The 17,898-nt window shown below is 69.0% G+C and carries 5 protein-coding genes; 3 read left to right on the top strand and 2 right to left on the bottom strand.

Annotated elements, in window-relative coordinates:
• Positions 1 to 329: 329 nt before the first annotated feature.
• Complete coding sequence (locus tag AC1RQK_RS33960; protein ID WP_492813770.1) at positions 330 to 13,928, top strand: filamentous hemagglutinin family protein; 13,599 nt, start codon at positions 330 to 332, stop codon at positions 13,926 to 13,928.
• Between the two features lie 91 nt (positions 13,929 to 14,019).
• Entirely contained in the window at positions 14,020 to 14,442 is a 423-nt protein-coding gene (locus tag AC1RQK_RS33955; RefSeq protein WP_492375448.1) for a hypothetical protein, read from the top strand.
• Positions 14,443 to 14,449: 7 nt separating this feature from the next.
• Here AC1RQK_RS33955 and AC1RQK_RS33950 read toward each other — a convergent pair whose 3' ends face one another.
• Together AC1RQK_RS33950 and AC1RQK_RS33945 are read right to left on the bottom strand one after the other, a co-directional pair.
• Positions 14,450 to 14,992 carry a GNAT family N-acetyltransferase gene (locus tag AC1RQK_RS33950; RefSeq protein WP_492375447.1) on the bottom strand — a complete coding sequence of 181 codons (543 nt, stop codon included), beginning with the start codon at positions 14,990 to 14,992 and terminating at the stop codon, positions 14,450 to 14,452.
• 107 nt (positions 14,993 to 15,099) lie between these two features.
• The gene (locus tag AC1RQK_RS33945) at positions 15,100 to 15,894 is read right to left on the bottom strand and encodes an IclR family transcriptional regulator domain-containing protein (protein ID WP_492375446.1); all 795 of its coding nucleotides are present in this window, start codon (positions 15,892 to 15,894) and stop codon (positions 15,100 to 15,102) included.
• 196 nt (positions 15,895 to 16,090) lie between these two features.
• Here AC1RQK_RS33945 and AC1RQK_RS33940 point away from each other — a divergent pair, with 196 nt between their 5' ends.
• Positions 16,091 to 17,737, top strand: coding sequence for an acyl CoA:acetate/3-ketoacid CoA transferase (locus AC1RQK_RS33940; protein ID WP_492813760.1), 1,647 nt, complete (start codon positions 16,091 to 16,093; stop codon positions 17,735 to 17,737).
• Positions 17,738 to 17,898 lie beyond the last annotated feature (161 nt).

Here is a 17,898-nt window from a genome sequence, read left to right as displayed (position 1 = left end):
TTACGAGTAAAGAAAAGTGACATCTCACACGTTCTAAAACAGCCAATACCGTACAGCCGCGCCAGCAGCTAGAAGCAATAAAACCCCGCCCCCAAACGCCAACAGCAACCAGAAGCCGCCCAATACCCCCCCAATAACCCCCCCTATCCCCCTGTCACGAAATCTTCAAATAAAACCTTGCCGATTCCCCCGCGCCCAACGGTCTAGATCCCAGGAGCATCGACGGCGCTTGCCATCGATGGACATGATCGCAGTGCCTGTTCGCCAAGCAATTCCGGGCGAGCGGGCCACGCCGAATGAGCTAGACGGGAATGGAAGCCAGAATGAACATGCGCGTTCACTACAAGAAGATGCCCTCGCGACAGACAACGCGATTCAGCAGAACGGTACTCACGATCCGACCCCTGGCCCACGCCATCGCGTTGCTCGTGGCAGCCGGTGGCAGCATGCACAGCGCGCATGCGCAACAAGCCTTCAGCCGCGCCTGGATGGCGCAAAAGAACCTGATGCAGGACACGGCGGCTGCAACCGGCCGCCTGCCCAATGGCCAGCCCGCCGCATCGCTGACCAACCCGCAGGCGCAACAGCAACGCGCTAACGAACAACTGCAACGCTCCATCGACAACCTCAACGTGGCGGCGCGCGGCATTGCTGCCATGCAGGCCGCGCAGGCCGCCGCGCGGCAGGCCGCGATGAACGATGCGTCGGTGCCCGATGGCCTGGCCGAAGGCGGCCTGAAGGTGGATACCAACAGCCTCACTGCGGGCTGGATCAATGCGAGGCCGCTGGACAAGGAAACCGGGCAGAAGGTCGTCGACGGCAGGACGCAGGTCACCGTCCGGCAGACCGCGGACAAGGCCATCCTGAACTGGGAGACCTTCAACGTCGGGCGTAACACCACGGTGCAGTTCGACCAGCAGCCGAGCTGGTCGGTGCTCAACCGCGTCAACGATCCGCAGGCGCGGCCCAGCCAGATCCAGGGGCAGATCAAGGCAGACGGCACGGTGATGATCGTCAACCGCAACGGCATCCTGTTCTCGGGCAGCAGCCAGGTCGACACGCGCAACCTGGTGGCGGCAGCAGCGGGCATGACGGATTCGCAATTCCGCAAGGGTCTTTACAGCGATGCGCTGGGTGTCGGCTATGTGCCGACCTTCGCCAACGACCTGGTCAGCACCCCGAGCACGTCATCGAACGGCAATGCCACGGGCGACGTGATCGTCCAGGCCGGCGCGCGCATCGCAACGCGCAAGCCGCAGTCGGTGACCGAAGGTGGCGGCTATGTACTCCTGGCCGGGCGCGAAGCGCACAACCACGGTTCCATCTCCACGCCTGGCGGGCAGGTCACGCTGGCCGCCGGCGACAGCTTTATCATCCGCAAGGGCGTTGGCACCGACGCCAACCAGGATTCGAGCACGCGCGGCAACGAGGTCAGCGTGCAGCGCAACGCCGGCAGCCTGGCAGGCCGCGTGAGCAATAGCGGCTTTCTCCAGGCGGCGACCGGCGACATCACGCTGGTTGGCCGCAGCGTGGAGCAGTCCGGCGTGGCGCTTGCCAGCACCTCGGTCAACACGCGCGGCACGCTGCACCTCACAGCCGTAGGCGACGCCGAGAGCCGGGTGATCCTGGCGCCCGGCAGCGTCAGCGCGATCCTGCTCGACGACAGCAACGCAACCGCCCTGGATGCGCAGCGCGATGCGCTGATCAAGGATTCCGCGCGGCCGAGCGATGGCGCCTACAACCGGCGCGACCAGTCTTTGGTGAAGATCGATTCCAGCGGCGACGTCGACTTCCAGTCCGACTCCATGACGCTCGCCACCGGCGGCCAGGTAATGGTGGGCGCCGTGCGCCGCACGCGCGTGGCGGACCGCGCCGCGATCGACGTGGCCGGCGCCGTGGGCGTCAGCGTGGCGATGGAATCCAACAACGTCATGATCAACGTGCAGGGCAACGAGCAACGCGACGCGCCGCTAAACCGCGACAGCAAGCTGCTCAACAACGCCAACATCTGGATCGACCGCCGCACCCTGGTGCGCGTCGCCGCGGGCACCAACGGCTATGCCACCGAGCGCATGTACACGGGCGGCGGCCTGCTGGAAGTCAGCGGCTACCTGAGCACCGGCGGCCACAGCATCGGCGAATGGGCGGCGCAGGGCGGCACCGTGGCCTTCAGCGGCGGCGAGCTGGTCACGCAGGCCGGGTCCGGCATCAACGTCTCCGGCGGTTCGCTGAACGTGCAGAGCGGCATCATCAAGCAGACCTGGCTCAGGGGAGCTGACGCTCGCTTGTATAACCTGGCTACCGCGCCTGCGGACAACGTCTACACCGGGCTGTATCGCGGCTTCGAGAACACGCACGCGCGCTGGGGCAAGAACACCACGGAATACTTCCTCAGCCCGCTGATCGCGCCGGGCGAGCGGCTGGAGAACGGCTACACGGTCGGGCGCGATGCCGGGCGCGTGGTTGTTGGCACGCAGTCCGCGGTGCTCGAAGGCCATATCGACACCACGGTATTCCAGGGCGATCGCCAGCGAGACGCGCGGGATGGCAGCCTGGACGGCTACAAGCAATCGCAGATCGCCGCGCCACGTGCCGGCCAGTTGATCGTCGGGCAGCTCACGCCGATCTACGACAGCAAGACCGGCATGCTGCGCGACAGCCCGCAGGCACTGGTGAAACAGGTGGATATCGACGTCGTGCAAGGCATCGCGGATGGCCTGGCCATGACGGACGCGCTGCCCGACGAGCGCAAGGGCAAGTTGCGCCTGGATGCCGGGTGGATCAACGGGCTAGGCCTGGGCGCCTTGAAGGTCTACGCCAGGGACGGCATCGACGTTGGCGCCCCCGTGCAAGTGGCCGCGGGCGGCGACCTCGCGCTGCATGCCACGCAGTTGGATGTGCGGGCGGACCTCGCGGCGCGCGGCGGCCGCATCGCGCTGGGCAACATGATCAATCAGTACACCAGCAGCGCCGGTGGCGCCTGGCTGGATGTGCCGGTGGCGGCGTTACCGGCCAAGGGCTATACGCCCGGCGTTTCGGTGGGGCAAGGTGTCACATTGGATGGGCGCGGGCTGTGGTCCAACCTCGAACTGGACTTCACCCGGATCGGCGGGCTGCCCTACGTCAACGGTGGTGCGATCGCCATCAGCAGCACTGGCGACGTCACCCTTGGCACGGGCAGCGTGCTGGATGTGTCGTCGGGCGCGGCGCTGCTCGCCGGCAACAAGGTGCAAGGCGGGCGGGGCGGCAATATCACGCTGTTGTCCAACCAGAACGACGTCGCTGGCAAAGGTTCCGGCGCGTTGCGGATGAACGGCGAACTACGCGGCTATGGTGTCAAGGGCGGGGGTACGCTCACCATCGATACCGGCGTGGGCATTGCCATCGGCGGCGGCTTGCTGGCCGACAGCGGCCTGTTGCCGGCGGGCCAGTCGGTATCGGTCAACCTGACGCTGGCGCAGTCGGTCACGCTGCCGGCCGGCACGGTGCTGCCCAACGATTTCACCTACGCGGCGGACACCGTGGCGCCGGGCCAGGCGATGCAAGGCAACCCGCTGTTCAGCGCGACGCGCAAGGTCATGCTGCAAGCGCCGTGGCTGGTGCCGCGCGGCACGACCTGGAACTTCGCGGTCATCGACGACAAGGGCCGCTTTTATTCCAACGGCAACATCGCCCCCGCCGGTACCGTGCTGGTAGGCTCATCGGGCGACCTGGCACCGGGCTACGTGGTGCCTGCGGACGTCTTTCCCAACGGCATCCCCGTGCCCGAGTTCAATAGCACCCTGCAGGCCGGCACGCCGTTGCCCAAGGACGTGGTGCTCGCCGAGGGCGCCAGGCTGCTGGCCGGCACGAAGCTGCCGGGCGCGGTGGCGGTCAAGCCGCTGCTGGTGATCGGCAACGAGGTGTTCCAGAGCGGCTTCTCGCGCTACGCCGTGGCCGCCCAGCAAGGCGTGCAGGTCGCCCGGGATGCCAACGTGGCGGTAGCGATGCCGGTGCTGCGCTTTGACGCCTCTGCGGGCCACGCGGTGGCAAGTGGCGCCGATCCGGCGCAAGTCCTGGAGCGCTGGCTGCCGCCCCTGTGGCAGGAAGACCCGCTCAAGGCCACGCTGACCCAGCGCGGCGGCGCCGACTTGGCATTGTCGGCCGGTTCTGTCTACACCCAGGCGCCGCTGGTCATCGGGCAGGGCGCCACCGTGACCGTCGATCCGGGCCGTGCGCTGACCCTGCAGGGCAATGGCCAGATCACCGTCGAGGGCACGCTGAACGCCTGGGGCGGCAATATCGCATTGCTGCCGGGCAAGCTTGGCACCGGCAACCAGGCGGACCGGCCCAACGGCATCGCCGATGCCATGTCGATCTGGATCGGCAACGGCGCCGTGCTCGATGCCGCCGGGCGCGCGGTCACCGCTGTCGACGCGCGCGGGAACGTATATGGCAAGGTGGGCCAGGGTGGCACGATCGAGATCGGTGCGCGCCATAACCTGGACGCTACCCAGATCGACGCCGCGGACGCCTTCGTCGTGGTTCGGCCGGGCGCGCGCATCGATGCCTCTGGCGCTTCCGCGCGGCTGGACCTGCCCGTGCTGGGCGCCACGCAGGTGGCGAGCGACGGTGGCGTCATCGCGCTGAGTTCCTTCCGCGGCCTGTTCCTGGACGGCAGCCTGCGCGCGGCCGCCGGCGGCCAGGGCGCCGCCGGCGGCACGCTGGCGCTGAACCTGGAGACACCGGCCTACGGCCCGGTGGACAACTATACCCAGAAGAGCCCCAGCGTCGAGGACGCGGTGCGGGCCGCGCGCGAGCTGGTGGTGGCGCAAACGCAGGGCGCCACCGCGCTGGCGGCCGGACTGCGGCCCGGCGAGCGCGATGCCGCCCTGGCCTACGGCGCCGGGCGCATTGGCGTGGACCGCATCGGGGCGGGTGGGTTCGACAACGTTGCACTATTGGCCAACGGCTTGATCAGTTTCGATGGCAACGTCAACCTGGCCGTAGGGCAGAGCTTGCGCCTGACGACCGGCGCGATCGCGCTGGCGGAGCATGCCGCTGCCGGCACCCAGGTCAGCCTGGCCGCGCCCTATGTTCGCCTGGCCGGCACGACCCGTGTTCCGCCCGACTTCTACTACATGCCCAACCCCACTGTGAACACCGTGGGCGTGCCGCTGGTGTCGCAAGGCACCCGGCTGCAAGTCGAGGCGGATCTGCTGGACCTGGTGGCAGCCACGCAGCTCGGCGTGCGCGGCGTCATTAAACGCAACGCTGACACATCGCTGACGGTGGAGCGAGGTGCCTTCGACGAAACGACCCTGCGCAGCCGCGGCGACATGCGCATGTACCGCGCCGCCTCGCTGAGCGTACCCGGCAACCTCACGCTGGCGGCCGCGCAGATCTACCCGGGCATGGGCGATAGTGGTTCGGTGACGGTCGGACAGCGCAGTTTTCTCGACAACTACGGCAACGTCCAGCGCGAATTCGACCCGGCGCGCCACCTCAACATCGAGCGCGTGGGCGATGAACTGCCCGCCATGCCCTATTCCGTCTTCGGCCGCCTGACCTTGCGCGCCCCGACCATCAACCAGGGTGGCGTGGTGCGGGCGCCGCTGGGCAACCTCGAGCTGGGATCGGTGGGCTATGGCGCTGTGACGGAGCACCTGAACCTGCTGCCGGGCAGCGTGAGCTCGATCAGCGCCAACGGCCTGGTCATGCCCTATGGCGGCTCGCTCGACGGGCTCAGCTACCTGCACGACGGCAAGGACGTGGCGTTCAACGGCGTGGGTAATGGCCCGGCCATCACCCTGGCCGGCAAGACGATCGACGTGCGGCAGGACGCGGTGCTGGACCTCAGCGGTGGCGGCACGCTCACCGGCGCGGCCTTCCTCGCCGGGCGCGGTGGCTCGGTGGACGCGCGCATGAATCCGCTGGTGCAGGTCGGCGCCCGCGGCGGCTTCACCTTGCCGGGCCTGTCGACCAACCCGGTCTATGCGATCGTGCCGGGCGTGCAGCCCGGCTATGCGCCGGTGGTGGCCGAGAAAGGGGCCAGCGATCCGGCCATTGGCCGCCAAATCACCATCGGCGCCGGCGTGCCGGGCCTGCCCGCTGGCACCTACACGCTGTTGCCTTCCACCTTCGCCTTGTTGCCCGGCGCGTTCCGCGTCGAGCTCAACGGGCTTGGCCATGGCACGTTGGCGGCCGGTGGCGCCATGGCCATGCGCAATGGCTCGTACGCGGCCTCGGCGCAGCTGGGCGTGGCCAACACCGGCATCCGCAGTGCCGTGCCTACCCAGGTCTTCCTGACGCCTGCCGACGTATTGCGCAGCTATTCGCAATACAACGAGATGAGCTACGCGGATTTCGCGCTGGCCCAGGCCGCACGCGAGGGCGTGCCACGCGTCCAGCTGGAGCGGGACGCCAAGACACTGCGCTTGTCCTTCGCGCCGAGTGCGCCGCGCGCCCCTGGCGATGAACCTGTCCTGCACTTTGCGGGGCGCACCTTGTATGCGCCCGCCGCAGGCGGCTTTGGCGGCAGTGCGCTGATGATGGGCGAAACCAGCTACGAAATCCTGGCCGCCGGCGCGGCGCCGACGCCGGGTTTTAGCGGCACCTCGCTGTACGCGGCGGATATCAATGCCATCGGCGCCTCGCGCATCGGCATCGGCGGGTTGCCGTCAGTGCGCTATGTCGACTACACCGGCAGCAGGCAACGCGCCAACATCGCCACGTTCGATAGCGGGGCGTGGAGCATCTTCCTGCGCGAAGGCGCGGTGCTGAAGGCCGCCGAGGTGTACCTGGTGACCAGTACCAAGTCCGGCGGCATCTTCGTGGAGCAGGGCGGCGGCATCAATACGCTGGGGCAGGGCAAGGCGGCCTGGGATTCCACCAACGGCTATGTCTACGACCCGGGCTCCAGCAGCGTGCTGGCGGTCTCCAACGGCTGGCTGGACATGCTGGCTCCCGGCTACAGCGCGGATCCCCTCCGGGGCGCGGGCCGCATCGACATCGGGGCCTGCAGCCCGGGGGCTGTCTGCCACGGCACCACGCCGCTGTATTCCGAAGGCACCATCGCTGCCTCGACCGACCAGAGCTTCAACCTGCGCGACGCGGCACGCTATGGCACCCGCAACCTGGTGTTGTCGGTCGGCGCAATCAACGCGGGCAACCAGGCGACGCTGGCGGACCTGGCCGCGCGCAATGCGCTGCCGCCAGGCCTGACGCTGAACCAGGAGGTGCTGGACCGGCTCCTGAAGGGCGACACCAGCACCGGCGCGCCGGCGCTGGAGAACCTGGCGCTGACCGCGCGCGACGCGCTGCGTTTCTATGATTCGGTGGAGCTGTCCACCATCGACCCGGCCACCGGCAAGTCCTCGCTCGCGCGCCTGGTGCTGGGCACGCCGGCCATCCAGGGCTATGGCAGTGCCGATGCGCTGGCCCGCATCCACACCGACATCCTGGTGTGGAACGGCGCGACCAATGCGCCGGGGCTGGTGGCAACCGGCGGCGCCGGCACGGGCAGCGGCCGCCTGCAGATCGACGCGAAGCAGATCGAGTTCGGCTATGGCCCCAACAGCCGCCCCGACACCATCCACGCCATGGACCGGATGGTGCTGGGCTTCGCTCAGGTCGACCTCAACGCCAGCGAGCGCATCACCGCCAACCAGAAGGGGTCGCTCGCGGTCTACCAGTCGCAAGGCGCCTGGGACGACGCCACCAAGGGCTATGCCTACAGCGGCGGCAACCTGAATCTCAACACGCCGCTGCTGACCGGCCAGGCGGGCTCGGTCAACAAGATCACCGCCGGCGGCGACATCCGCTTGACCGCGCCTGCCGGTGCCGCTGCGCCGGCCCTGTCCGGCAAGGCCCTGGCCGAAGCCCTGGGCGCGGAGATTTCGCTCAACGGCAACAGTGTGGCGCTGGATAGCACGGTAGTGCTGCCCAGTGGCAAGCTCACCGTGTCCGCCGAGCGCGACGTGGTGTTGCGCGACGGCGCGCGGCTCGACCTGGCCGGGCGCAAGCTCGATTTCTATGACGTCAGCAAGTACAGCTGGGGCGGCGACGTGGTGCTGGAAAGCCGCGCCGGCGACGTGCGCCAGGCGGCGGGCGCGCTGATCGACGTTTCCGCCAAGGAGAACCGCGCGGGCAAGCTCACCGTGCTCGCGCTGGGCGCGGGCGCGGGCACCATCGACCTGCGCGGCAGCGTGCTGGGCGGCAGCAGCGGCCACTACGATGCCGGCGGCACCCTGGTGCCGTTTGCGGCCGGCGGGGCGGATATCCGCGCGCAGCATATCGCCGATTTCACGGGACTGAACCAGCGCCTCAACGACGGCAAGCTCTCCGGCATCCGCAGCTTCCAGCTCAAGCAGGGCGACCTGGCCATCGGCGACGAGCTCAAGGCGCGCGAGGTCAGCGTGTCGGTGGACGGCGGCAAGCTGACCGTGACCGGCACCATCGACGCCAGCGGCGAGCAGGTCGGCAGCATCCGCCTGGCCGCGCGCAACGGCGTCACCATCGGCGGCGGCGCACTGCTCGACGCGCACGGCACGGTGCTGCGCGTGGACAGCTACGGCCAGGTCATCGAAGCGCCCAACCGCGCCACCATCGAGATCAACGCCGGCACGGGCCGGCTCACGCTGGAGCGCGGCGCGCGCATGGACCTGCGCGCCGGCACCGGCGCAGGCGCACAGTCGCTCGGCACGGTCGAGCTCAACGCCCCGCGCCTGGGCGGCGCCACCGGCAACGATATCGATATCGACGCCAGCGGCGCGCTGCGCATCGACGGTGCGCGCTCCATCGCGGTCAACGGCTTCTGGTCTTACAAGGACGCGGCCTGGGGCACCGATCCGATGGCCGACGGCCGTCCCTACCAGGTCATCAACCAGGCCTACCTGGACGCCAAGCACGCAGATAGCCTGGTGTTCATGAGCAATGCGCTGGCCAACGGCGACCTGATGAACCGCAAGCTCGCCGGCCTGCGCGGCTACGCGGATGCTTTCCACCTGCGCCCGGGCGTGGAGATCGTCAGCGCCACGCCGGATGGCGACCTGCACATCGACGGCGACATCGACCTGTCGCGCTACCGCTATGCCAGCGTCAACCCGCGCACGCAGCAGACCGGCGTCTATGGCTCCGGCGAAGCCGGCGCGCTGGTGCTGCGCGCGGGCGGCAACCTGAATGTCTATGGCAGCCTGACCGATGGCTTCGACGCCTCGGCGCTGCCGGTCACCCCCGACGATCAGGGCTGGGTGCTGGTCAAGGGCAGGGTGCCCTGGGGCGGCGATGTCGTCATCCCGCAGGGCCAGCTGGTCACGCTGGCGGAAGACACCTTCTTCCTGTCCGGCCGCACGCTCAACTACGACCTGCCGATCAAGGCGGTGAGCCTGCGTCCCGGCACGGTGCTGCCCGCGCGCGCCACGCTGGCGGCGGACCTGGTGCTGCCAGCCGGTACGATACTGGGCGGCGCGGTGCGCGATGCGCAAGGCAATGTCGTGCAAGCGGCGGGTACGGTGCTGTCGCAGCCGCTGACGCTGGCCAGCGGCATGCAGCTCGATGCCGGCAACCGGCTTGCCGGCGGAGCCAGCGTGGCAGCCATGACCTGGCCTGCCGGCGTGCCGCTGCCGCAGACCGGCACGAGCGTGGAGACCGCGCCAGGGGTCTACCTGGCGAACGCACTTGCCTTGCGCAAGGGCGCGGTGATCCCGAGCGAAACGGTGGTCAAGCTGCCGGACGACGCGGTCATGGTGTCGCTGCGCCCAGGGGACGCCAGCGGCAACCAGGGCCGCAACTGGGCGCTGGCGCCGATGCTGCCCGAGGGTTCGCAATCGTGGTCGGTGCGGCTGGTGAGTGGCGCCGACACGCAGGCCGCGGACACGCGCGCCTTGCAGACGCACGGCAAGCAGGCGTCCATGCTGCTGGCCGACACCCACTACGGCCTGGTCTCGACGAACGTCTTGTTGCCGGGCACCGGCTTGCCGGGCGAATACGTGTGGGCGGGGGATTCGCTGGAAGTTATCGGCATCGAGCCCGGCACGCCGATCGACCTGGACCAATGGGGCGGCGAGCAAGAGGTCAAGAACCTCAACGACCTGGGGTATGGCTTGCTGGTCGTCAAGGTCAAGGACGGCACGCCCCCGGTGTACAGGACGCAGCTGCAGCCAGCCCGGCAGCAGCTCTTCAGCGTGCTGCGCACCGGCACCGGTGACCTGGACCTGATCTCGGGCGGTGACTTCACCATGACCTCGCCGTTCGGCGTCTACACCGCCGGTACGCAGTCCGCCGGCGTGGGCGCGGCGTACAACCTGCCACGCGCCACTGCCTTCGACGGCACGCTGCTGGGCCCGGATGGCACGACGTTTGCGCCGTATATCGATGGCGGCAGCCAGAGCCTGTACCGCGCCTGGTACCCGGAGCACGGCGGCAATGTGCTGGTACGCGCCCAGGGCGACGTGAAGGGTGACCTGATCGGCGTCAGAGGCAACCAGTCCCGGACCGACGCGATCGGCGCCCTACGCGCCCACGTCGGCTCCACCGCCGTTGGCAACTGGCTGTGGCGCCAGGGCACCGGCAGCGCCGTGACAGGCAGCGAAGGCGTGCCCACCGCCTGGTGGGTCAACTTCGGCAGCTATGTGGCCGGCCCGACGGAAGGCTACGACTTGTTCGCGAGCGCGCCGTTCCTGGTCGGGTTCACCGGCATCGGCACGCTGGGCGGCGGCAACCTGGTGCTGGAGGCCGGCGGCGACGCCGGCATGCTGTCGTCGCGCATGACCGCATCCGGCAGCTTTGTGTCCCGCAGCCAGGGCTTGAACCTGGCGGTGGCCAGCACGGGCCGCGTTTCGGCCGATGGCAAGCAGCTCACCCTGACCGGCGGCGGCGACCTCGACATCCGCATCGGCGGAGGGCTCAACCCCGTGGCGGAAGTGCGCGCCTTCTCCTCGCAGACAGGTGACGTCACGCCGGCCACCCGCTACTCGGGGGTATATAGCGATATCAACAGCACCTTCGTCAACCTGCGCGGGGCGTTGCGCATGGAGGCCGGTTCGGTGGGCGGCATCGAGCTGCGTTTCGACCGCGCGGATCCCGCCGAATCGCGTGCCTACGACGTGTACAAGGCCACGTCCTCCATCGCCGGCGGCGGGCCGGTGCTGGTACCCGGCGATGCCGGCGTGCGCATCGACGCGCGCGGCGACCTGGTGCTCGGCGGCGTGGGCGACCCGGGGCGTGTGGCGCTGGTCAACAACGGCACGCCGTTCCGGGCCAACGGCGCCAGCTACACCGGCGACGGCTGGACCTGGTTCTCGCTGTGGACGCCGGGCACCGCCATCGACCTGTTCAGCGCGGGCGGTAATCTGACGCCGTCCACCGCGGCGGCGGACAATGGCTATTCCGGCAACCATACGGCGACCGACGGGCGTTTCATGATGCCGTCGGTGCTGCGCGCGGTGGCGGCCAGCGGCAGTCTCTACTACGGCAATTCCAGCACCGGCGCCATCGATGGAACGAACCGGCCGGTCCAGTCCAGCACCACGCTGATGCTGGCCCCGTCGCCGGTGGGGCCGCAATACGCCCGCATGGGCGCGGGCCAGCTGGAGCTGCTGGCCGCCGACTCGATCTACGCCGGGGGCTACGGGATCACGCAGTCGGGCGCCGATCCCACTGCCCTGCCAAATCCGTTCAACGCCGCTTTCAGCGGCAGCACGGTGAAGATCATCTACGGCACGCTGAAGCTGAGCAATATCAGCCCGGACGGGCTGGCAGCCAGCGTGTTCCTGGCGAACAACGGCGGCGCAGTTACATACCAGGCCTACCCGTTGTTCAGTTTCACGCCACCCACGGCCTCGGGCTACGCGGTCCCCGGCAGCCAGCCGGCGCGCTTCTATGCGGTCGATGGCGATATCGTCGGCCTGCGCACGGGGTCGATCATTTCCCGTGCCAATGGCGTCGGTTCGGCCCTCACGTTCGGTAACTGGTATGAAGGCAGCGGACCGGTGGCGATCCGCGCGGGGCGCGACCTTGTCAACGCGGGCACAGCGCTGGGCGAGGCCGAAGACGTGCCCGCCGATGGCCACGGCTGGTACCTTCCTCCTCGCCGCGGCGACGGCACCTTTGCCGAGAAGCCCGTCCCGGTCCTGAATGCCAGCGCGCGTGGCAACCTGATCGTGCATAACAACGCGGACGATGTGTCCGTGGTCTCCGCGGGCCGCGATATCCGCATGAGCAACTTCTACGTGGCCGGTCCCGGCCTGCTGGAAGTCACCGCCGGGCGCGACCTGTACATGGCCGACCGGGCCGAGCTCAAGAGCATCGGGCCGGTGGCCAACGTGACCCCGGGCGACCGCGGCAGCGGCGCCAGCATTGCGGTGGCGGCGGGTGTGGGCCGCAACGGGCTGGACTTCAACGCCTTCGCCAGGCGCTACCTGGATCCCGCCAACCAGGCAGACGCGGGCCGCGCGCTTGCCGACCAGCCGGGCAAGGTGGTGGCCATCTACAGCGGCGAGCTGAAGCTGGCTGACTGGCTGCGCGCCCAGTTCGGCTACGCGGGCGACGAGGCCGGCGCGCCGGCCTACCTGCAAAGCAAGCAGGCGGAGCTTGACAGCACGCGCCAGCAAGCCTTGGCGGCCGGCGCGGCCGCCCCCAACCGCGACCTGCGGCGCGAGTACGGGCTGGCCGGCCAGCTGCACCTGGTCAATTGGCTGAGTGGCCGCTTTGGCGGGCATAACGGCCTGGGCCTGCACTTCGACGCGGCCAGCATGGACGCGCGGCAGTTCTTCGCCGCGTTGCCGGCCGAGCAGCAGCGGGCCTACCTGCGCAACGTGTACTACGCCGAGCTCAAGGCCGCCGGGCGCGAGTACAACCAGGCGGGTGGCCCGCGCGAAGGCAGCTACCTGCGCGGCCGCGAGGCCATCGCCACGCTGTTCCCCACGCATGACGCGCAGGGCAACGCGCTTGCCTACGAGGGCGACCTGACCATGTTCAGCAGCGCCAACTACTACGCCCCGGTCTCCGGGGCGCAAGCCACCAAGCGGCCGCTCAAGGGCGTCACCTACCTGCGGCGCGACGAGTACAAGGCGGCCGGCAACCCATACAACGTGGGTGTGTACGACCTGCTGGACGCCGGCATCCATACGGACTTCGGCGGCGACATCGACATCATGACGCCAGGCGGGCGCACGCTGGTCGGCGTGGATGGCGGTTTCGTCCCGGGCGAGGGCTCGGGCGTGCTGACGCAGGGCGCCGGCGAGGTCCAGATCTACGCCAGGGACAGCATCCTGCTGGGGCAGAGCCGCATTTTCACCACCTTTGGCGGCAACATCCTGGCGTGGTCGGCGCAGGGCGACATCAACGCCGGGCGCGGCTCCAAGTCCACCGTGGTCTACACGCCGCAGCGGCGTGTGTACGACGGCATCGGCCTGGTCACGCTGTCGCCCACCACGCCGAACACCGGCGCGGGCATCGCCACGCTCAACCCGGTTCCCGAGGTACCGCCGGGCGACATCGACCTGATCGCGCCGCTGGGCACCATCGACGCGGGCGAAGCCGGCATCCGCGTGTCTGGCAACATCAACATTGGCGCGCTGCACGTGGTCAACGCCGAGAACATCCAGGTGCAGGGCAAGGCCACCGGCATCCCCGTGCTGGCCGCGGTGAACGTTGGCGCGCTGACCAACGCCAGCGCGGCGGCTTCGCAGGCGGTGGGCGCGGCGCAGGACGCGCTGCAGCGCGAGCGCACGGCGGCGCGCCAGGGCTTGCCGTCGATCTTCACGGTGCGCGTGCTCGGCTTTGGCACGGATGCGGATGAGGCAGCGCCCAAGGCGAGGGAAGGCGCCAAGGTGGCGCCGGCCAGCTACGACCCCAACGGGGTGGTGCAGGTGCTGGGCCAGATGGAGCTGAGCGAGTCGCAGCTCAGCCAGCTGAGCGCCACGGAGCGCCGCAATCTCCAGCGCTGAGCGCCTGGCGGGGGCGTTCCCGCGCGCGCGCCGGCTGCAATGGCGCCACCCGTGGTGGGCGTGGCAAGTGTTGTCATGGAGCGTGGCGACCTTGGCTGCGCCTACCTTCCTCACCATCGGCGTGCTGCTGATGCGGGACGCGCGCAGCGATCATCCGTTCTTCTGGCCGTCGCTGATGGGGATCGTGGCGGCAGCCAATGCCGTGGCAATCCTGCGCATCAACCACCTGCACCGGCATGCCGCCTTCACCGGACGCGTGGCACTGGCGCTGCGGTATTCGTGCGCCGGCATGTCGTCGGGCTGCGCCATGTTCCTGGTCCTGGGCTGGGGCACGGGCGTGCTGCCGGAGATGGTGGCGCCGATGGCGGGCACGGTCGACGCGGCCGCGCCCGTGGTGGCGACGGCGCCGTGGAGCGCGGCGATTGCCGTGCTGTTCGGCGTTGGCTCCTTCGCGCATGCTGGCGTGCTGCATGCATGGATCGGCTTTTGCCATGCGCAGGAGGGAGCCGGCTAGCGGATGGCTAGCCAGACTTGCGCACCACCGGCCGCGTGAAGATCAGCGCGGTCTCGGTGCCGGCGGTGTCAGGGTCATAGAGGTCCCAGTCCAGCCCGCACAGCGAGAATCCCAGCGCGCGGTAAAAGCCGATGGCCGGGTAGTTGGTGTTTTGCGTTTCGGCGCGCAGGCAGCGGGCCGGCGTTGCTAGCAGCAGGCGGTTGATTTCCCCCAGCAGCACGCGGCCGATGCCGGTGCCGCGGAACGCGGGCGCGACGATGATGGCGCTCAGCAGCGCGGACCGGTTCCAGGCTTCGAGCCTGACGGCGGCAAAGCCGCCGATGTCGCCGCTTGCGCTCTCGAACACCAGCGCGTGGTCGGCCTTGGCGCAATCCTGCTCGAAGCCGGACGGGTCGTAGTGGTTGAGCACGGGCTGGCCCAGCACCTGCTCCACGAGCCAGATGCCCAGCGGGCCGCTTTTGACCGCGTAGATGCGATCGGTCTCGTAGGTGGTGTCGAGCTTGAGGATGCCGGCGCCGTCACGCGCCCAGTCGAGCGGTCTGATAGTCATGCGGTGATGCTTTCAAGTGCGGTGCGTGCCGGCCTTGACCCGTTTCCCATTCTAGGCGTCCCGCCCTGGTTGTGCATTGCTGATGCGCCGCCCGGGCGCCGATGCCCTCAACGCCGGCGCAGCAGCGCCTCAAGCTCACCCGCGGCGTGCTTGAGCGCCGGCAGGTAGTGCTGCTCCAGGTGCGCCGCGCCACGGCTGCCCAGCACCATGCTCAGGCCCAGTCCCGCCACCACCTTGCCGGACTCGGCGCGCACCGGCACCGAGATGCCGGCGAAGCCGTCCACCAGTTCGCTGATCAGCGTGCAGTAGCCGTCGCCGCGCACTTGCTTGAGCGTGCGCGCCAGTGCCGTGCGCGAGCTGACCGTGAACGGGGTGAGCTTGCGTAGCTGCGCGGTGGCAAGGTAAGCCTCGAGCGCCTTGTCGTCCAGCCCGGCCAGCAGCACGCGGCCGAGCGAGTGGGCGTAGGCCGGCATGCGCCGCCCCACGCCCATGTCGACGCGCAGGATCTGCGGTGGCTCTTCGCGCGCCACCAGCGCCACCGATTCACCGTCCAGCACGCCCAGCGAGCAGGTTTCCCCCGTCTGCTCGGAGAGCGCCTTGAGGTAGGGCGCGGCCAGTTGCGGCAGGTTCATCGATGCAAAGTACGCGTAGCCCAGGTCCATCACGCGCGGGGTGATGGAAAAGTCCCGGCCGTCCTGCGCGACATAGCCATTGTGTTGCAGGGTCAGCAGCAGCCGCCGCGCCGCGGCGCGGGTCACGTCGAGCTGTTCCGCCACGTCCTGCATGGTGAGGCTCCCCGCGCCGGAGGCGAACAGGCGCAGCAGCGCCAGGCCATTGGTCAGCGAATCGAGCAGTTCTTCCTTTTTCTGCGGGTTGGCCAGGGGCGTGTCGGGGCTGTTCATAGCGTGAGGAGACGGAAACAGGGTGATTTTAGTGCGCTGAACGCACTTGCGCGATGTCGGCATGACTACGTATGATAGGTGTTTTGCGAACAAATGTTCGCGGAATATGTGGTGTGCAGCGCGGAGTGCGGTCCGGCGCAATGCGTGCAGGCAGCACGCCGCACGCCGCGCCGAGAAGAACACGATGGAGACAGCCATGAAGGTCATCAGCGCGCAGCAGGCGGCTGCGCTCGTGCAATCCCGGTGGACCGTGGCCAGCGCCGGTTTCGTGGGCGCCGGCCATGCCGAGGCGGTAACGGACGCACTCGAGCGCCGTTTCCTGGACGCCGGCATGCCGCGCGACCTGACGCTGGTGTATTCGGCGGGGCAGGGCGACCGCGGCGCGCGCGGCGTGAACCACTTCGGCAACGCGGGCATGACCGGGCGCATCGTGGGCGGGCACTGGCGCTCCGCCACGCGCCTGGCCTCGCTTGCCATGGCCGAGGCGTGCGAGGGCTACAACCTGCCGCAGGGCGTGCTGACCCACCTGTACCGTGCCATCGCCGGCGGCAAGCCCGGCGTGCTGACCAAGATCGGCCTGCACACGTTCGTGGATCCGCGCACCGCGCAGGACAGCCGCTACCACGGTGGCGCCATCAACCGCAGCGCGCAGGCGGCAATTGCCGAGGGCCGCGCGAACTGGGTCGAGGCGGTCGATTTTCGCGGTGACGAATACCTGTTCTATCCGAGCTTCCCGATCCACTGCGCGCTGATCCGCTGCACCGCCGCCGATACGCGCGGCAACCTGAGCACGCACCGCGAGGCCTTTCACCACGAACTGCTGGCGATGGCGCAGGCGGCGCACAACTCCGGCGGTATCGTGATCGCGCAGGTGGAGTCGCTGGTGGATCACCACGACAACCTGCAGGCCATCCACGTGCCCGGCATCCTGGTCGACTACGTGGTGGTGAGCGAGAACCCGGCGCATCACCAGATGACGTTCGCGGAGCAGTTCAATCCGGCCTACGTGACGCCGTGGCAAGGAGAAGCTGCCGGCACTGTCAACGTCACCAGCGCACCGGCGCCAGCGGTGCCGGCAGTGCCCCCGGTGCTTGATGCCCGCACCATCGTGCAGCGGCGCGCGGTGCTGGAGCTGGCGCGCAGGCAGCCGCGCGTGGTCAACCTCGGGGTTGGCATGCCCGCCGCCGTCGGCATGCTGGCGGTGGAGGCCGGCGTCGACGGCTTCACGCTCACGGTGGAAGCCGGCCCGATCGGCGGCACCCCCGCGGATGGCCTCAGCTTTGGCGCGTCTGCCTATCCGGAAGCGATCGTCGACCAGCCGGCGCAGTTCGATTTCTATGAGGGCGGCGGCATCGATCTCGCCATCCTCGGGCTGGCCGAGCTGGACGGGCACGGCAACGTCAACGTCAGCAAGTTTGGCGAAGGCGCTGAAGCGCTGATCGCCGGCGTCGGCGGCTTTATCAACATCACGCAGAGCGCCAAGGCCGTGGTCTTCGTCGGCACGCTCACCGCCGGTGGCCTGGAGGTGCGCGCCGAGAACGGCGCCCTGCGCATCGCGCGCGAAGGCCGCGTGAAAAAGATCGTGCCGCAGGTCTCGCACCTGAGTTTCAACGGCCCTTATGTGGCTTCGCTCGGCATCCCCGTGCTCTACATCACCGAGCGTGCGGTCTTTGAGATGCGCCCCGACGCCATCGGCGCGGAGCACCTGACCCTGATCGAGATCGCGCCGGGCATCGACCTGCAGCGCGATGTGCTGGACCAGTGCGCCACCGCGGTCACCGTGGCGCCCGACCTGCGCACCATGGATGCGCGATTGTTCCGCTCAGGTCCATTGAAGCTCTAAAGCTCTGAGGCGCGCCGCGCCGCCGCCCGATAACAAACGACCGGCCATGACCGGTCATGGAGGAGGCCATCGAAGCTTTGTCCTGTCTTTCCCGTTAGTGTTGCTGGATCGCCGACGCGCGCGCGGGCTGTCAAGCCGGCACGCGTCATTGCTGGATTACG

The organism is Cupriavidus sp. GW822-FHT02D05 (assembly GCF_058802485.1).
This window is presented reverse-complemented; position numbering and strand designations above follow the sequence as displayed.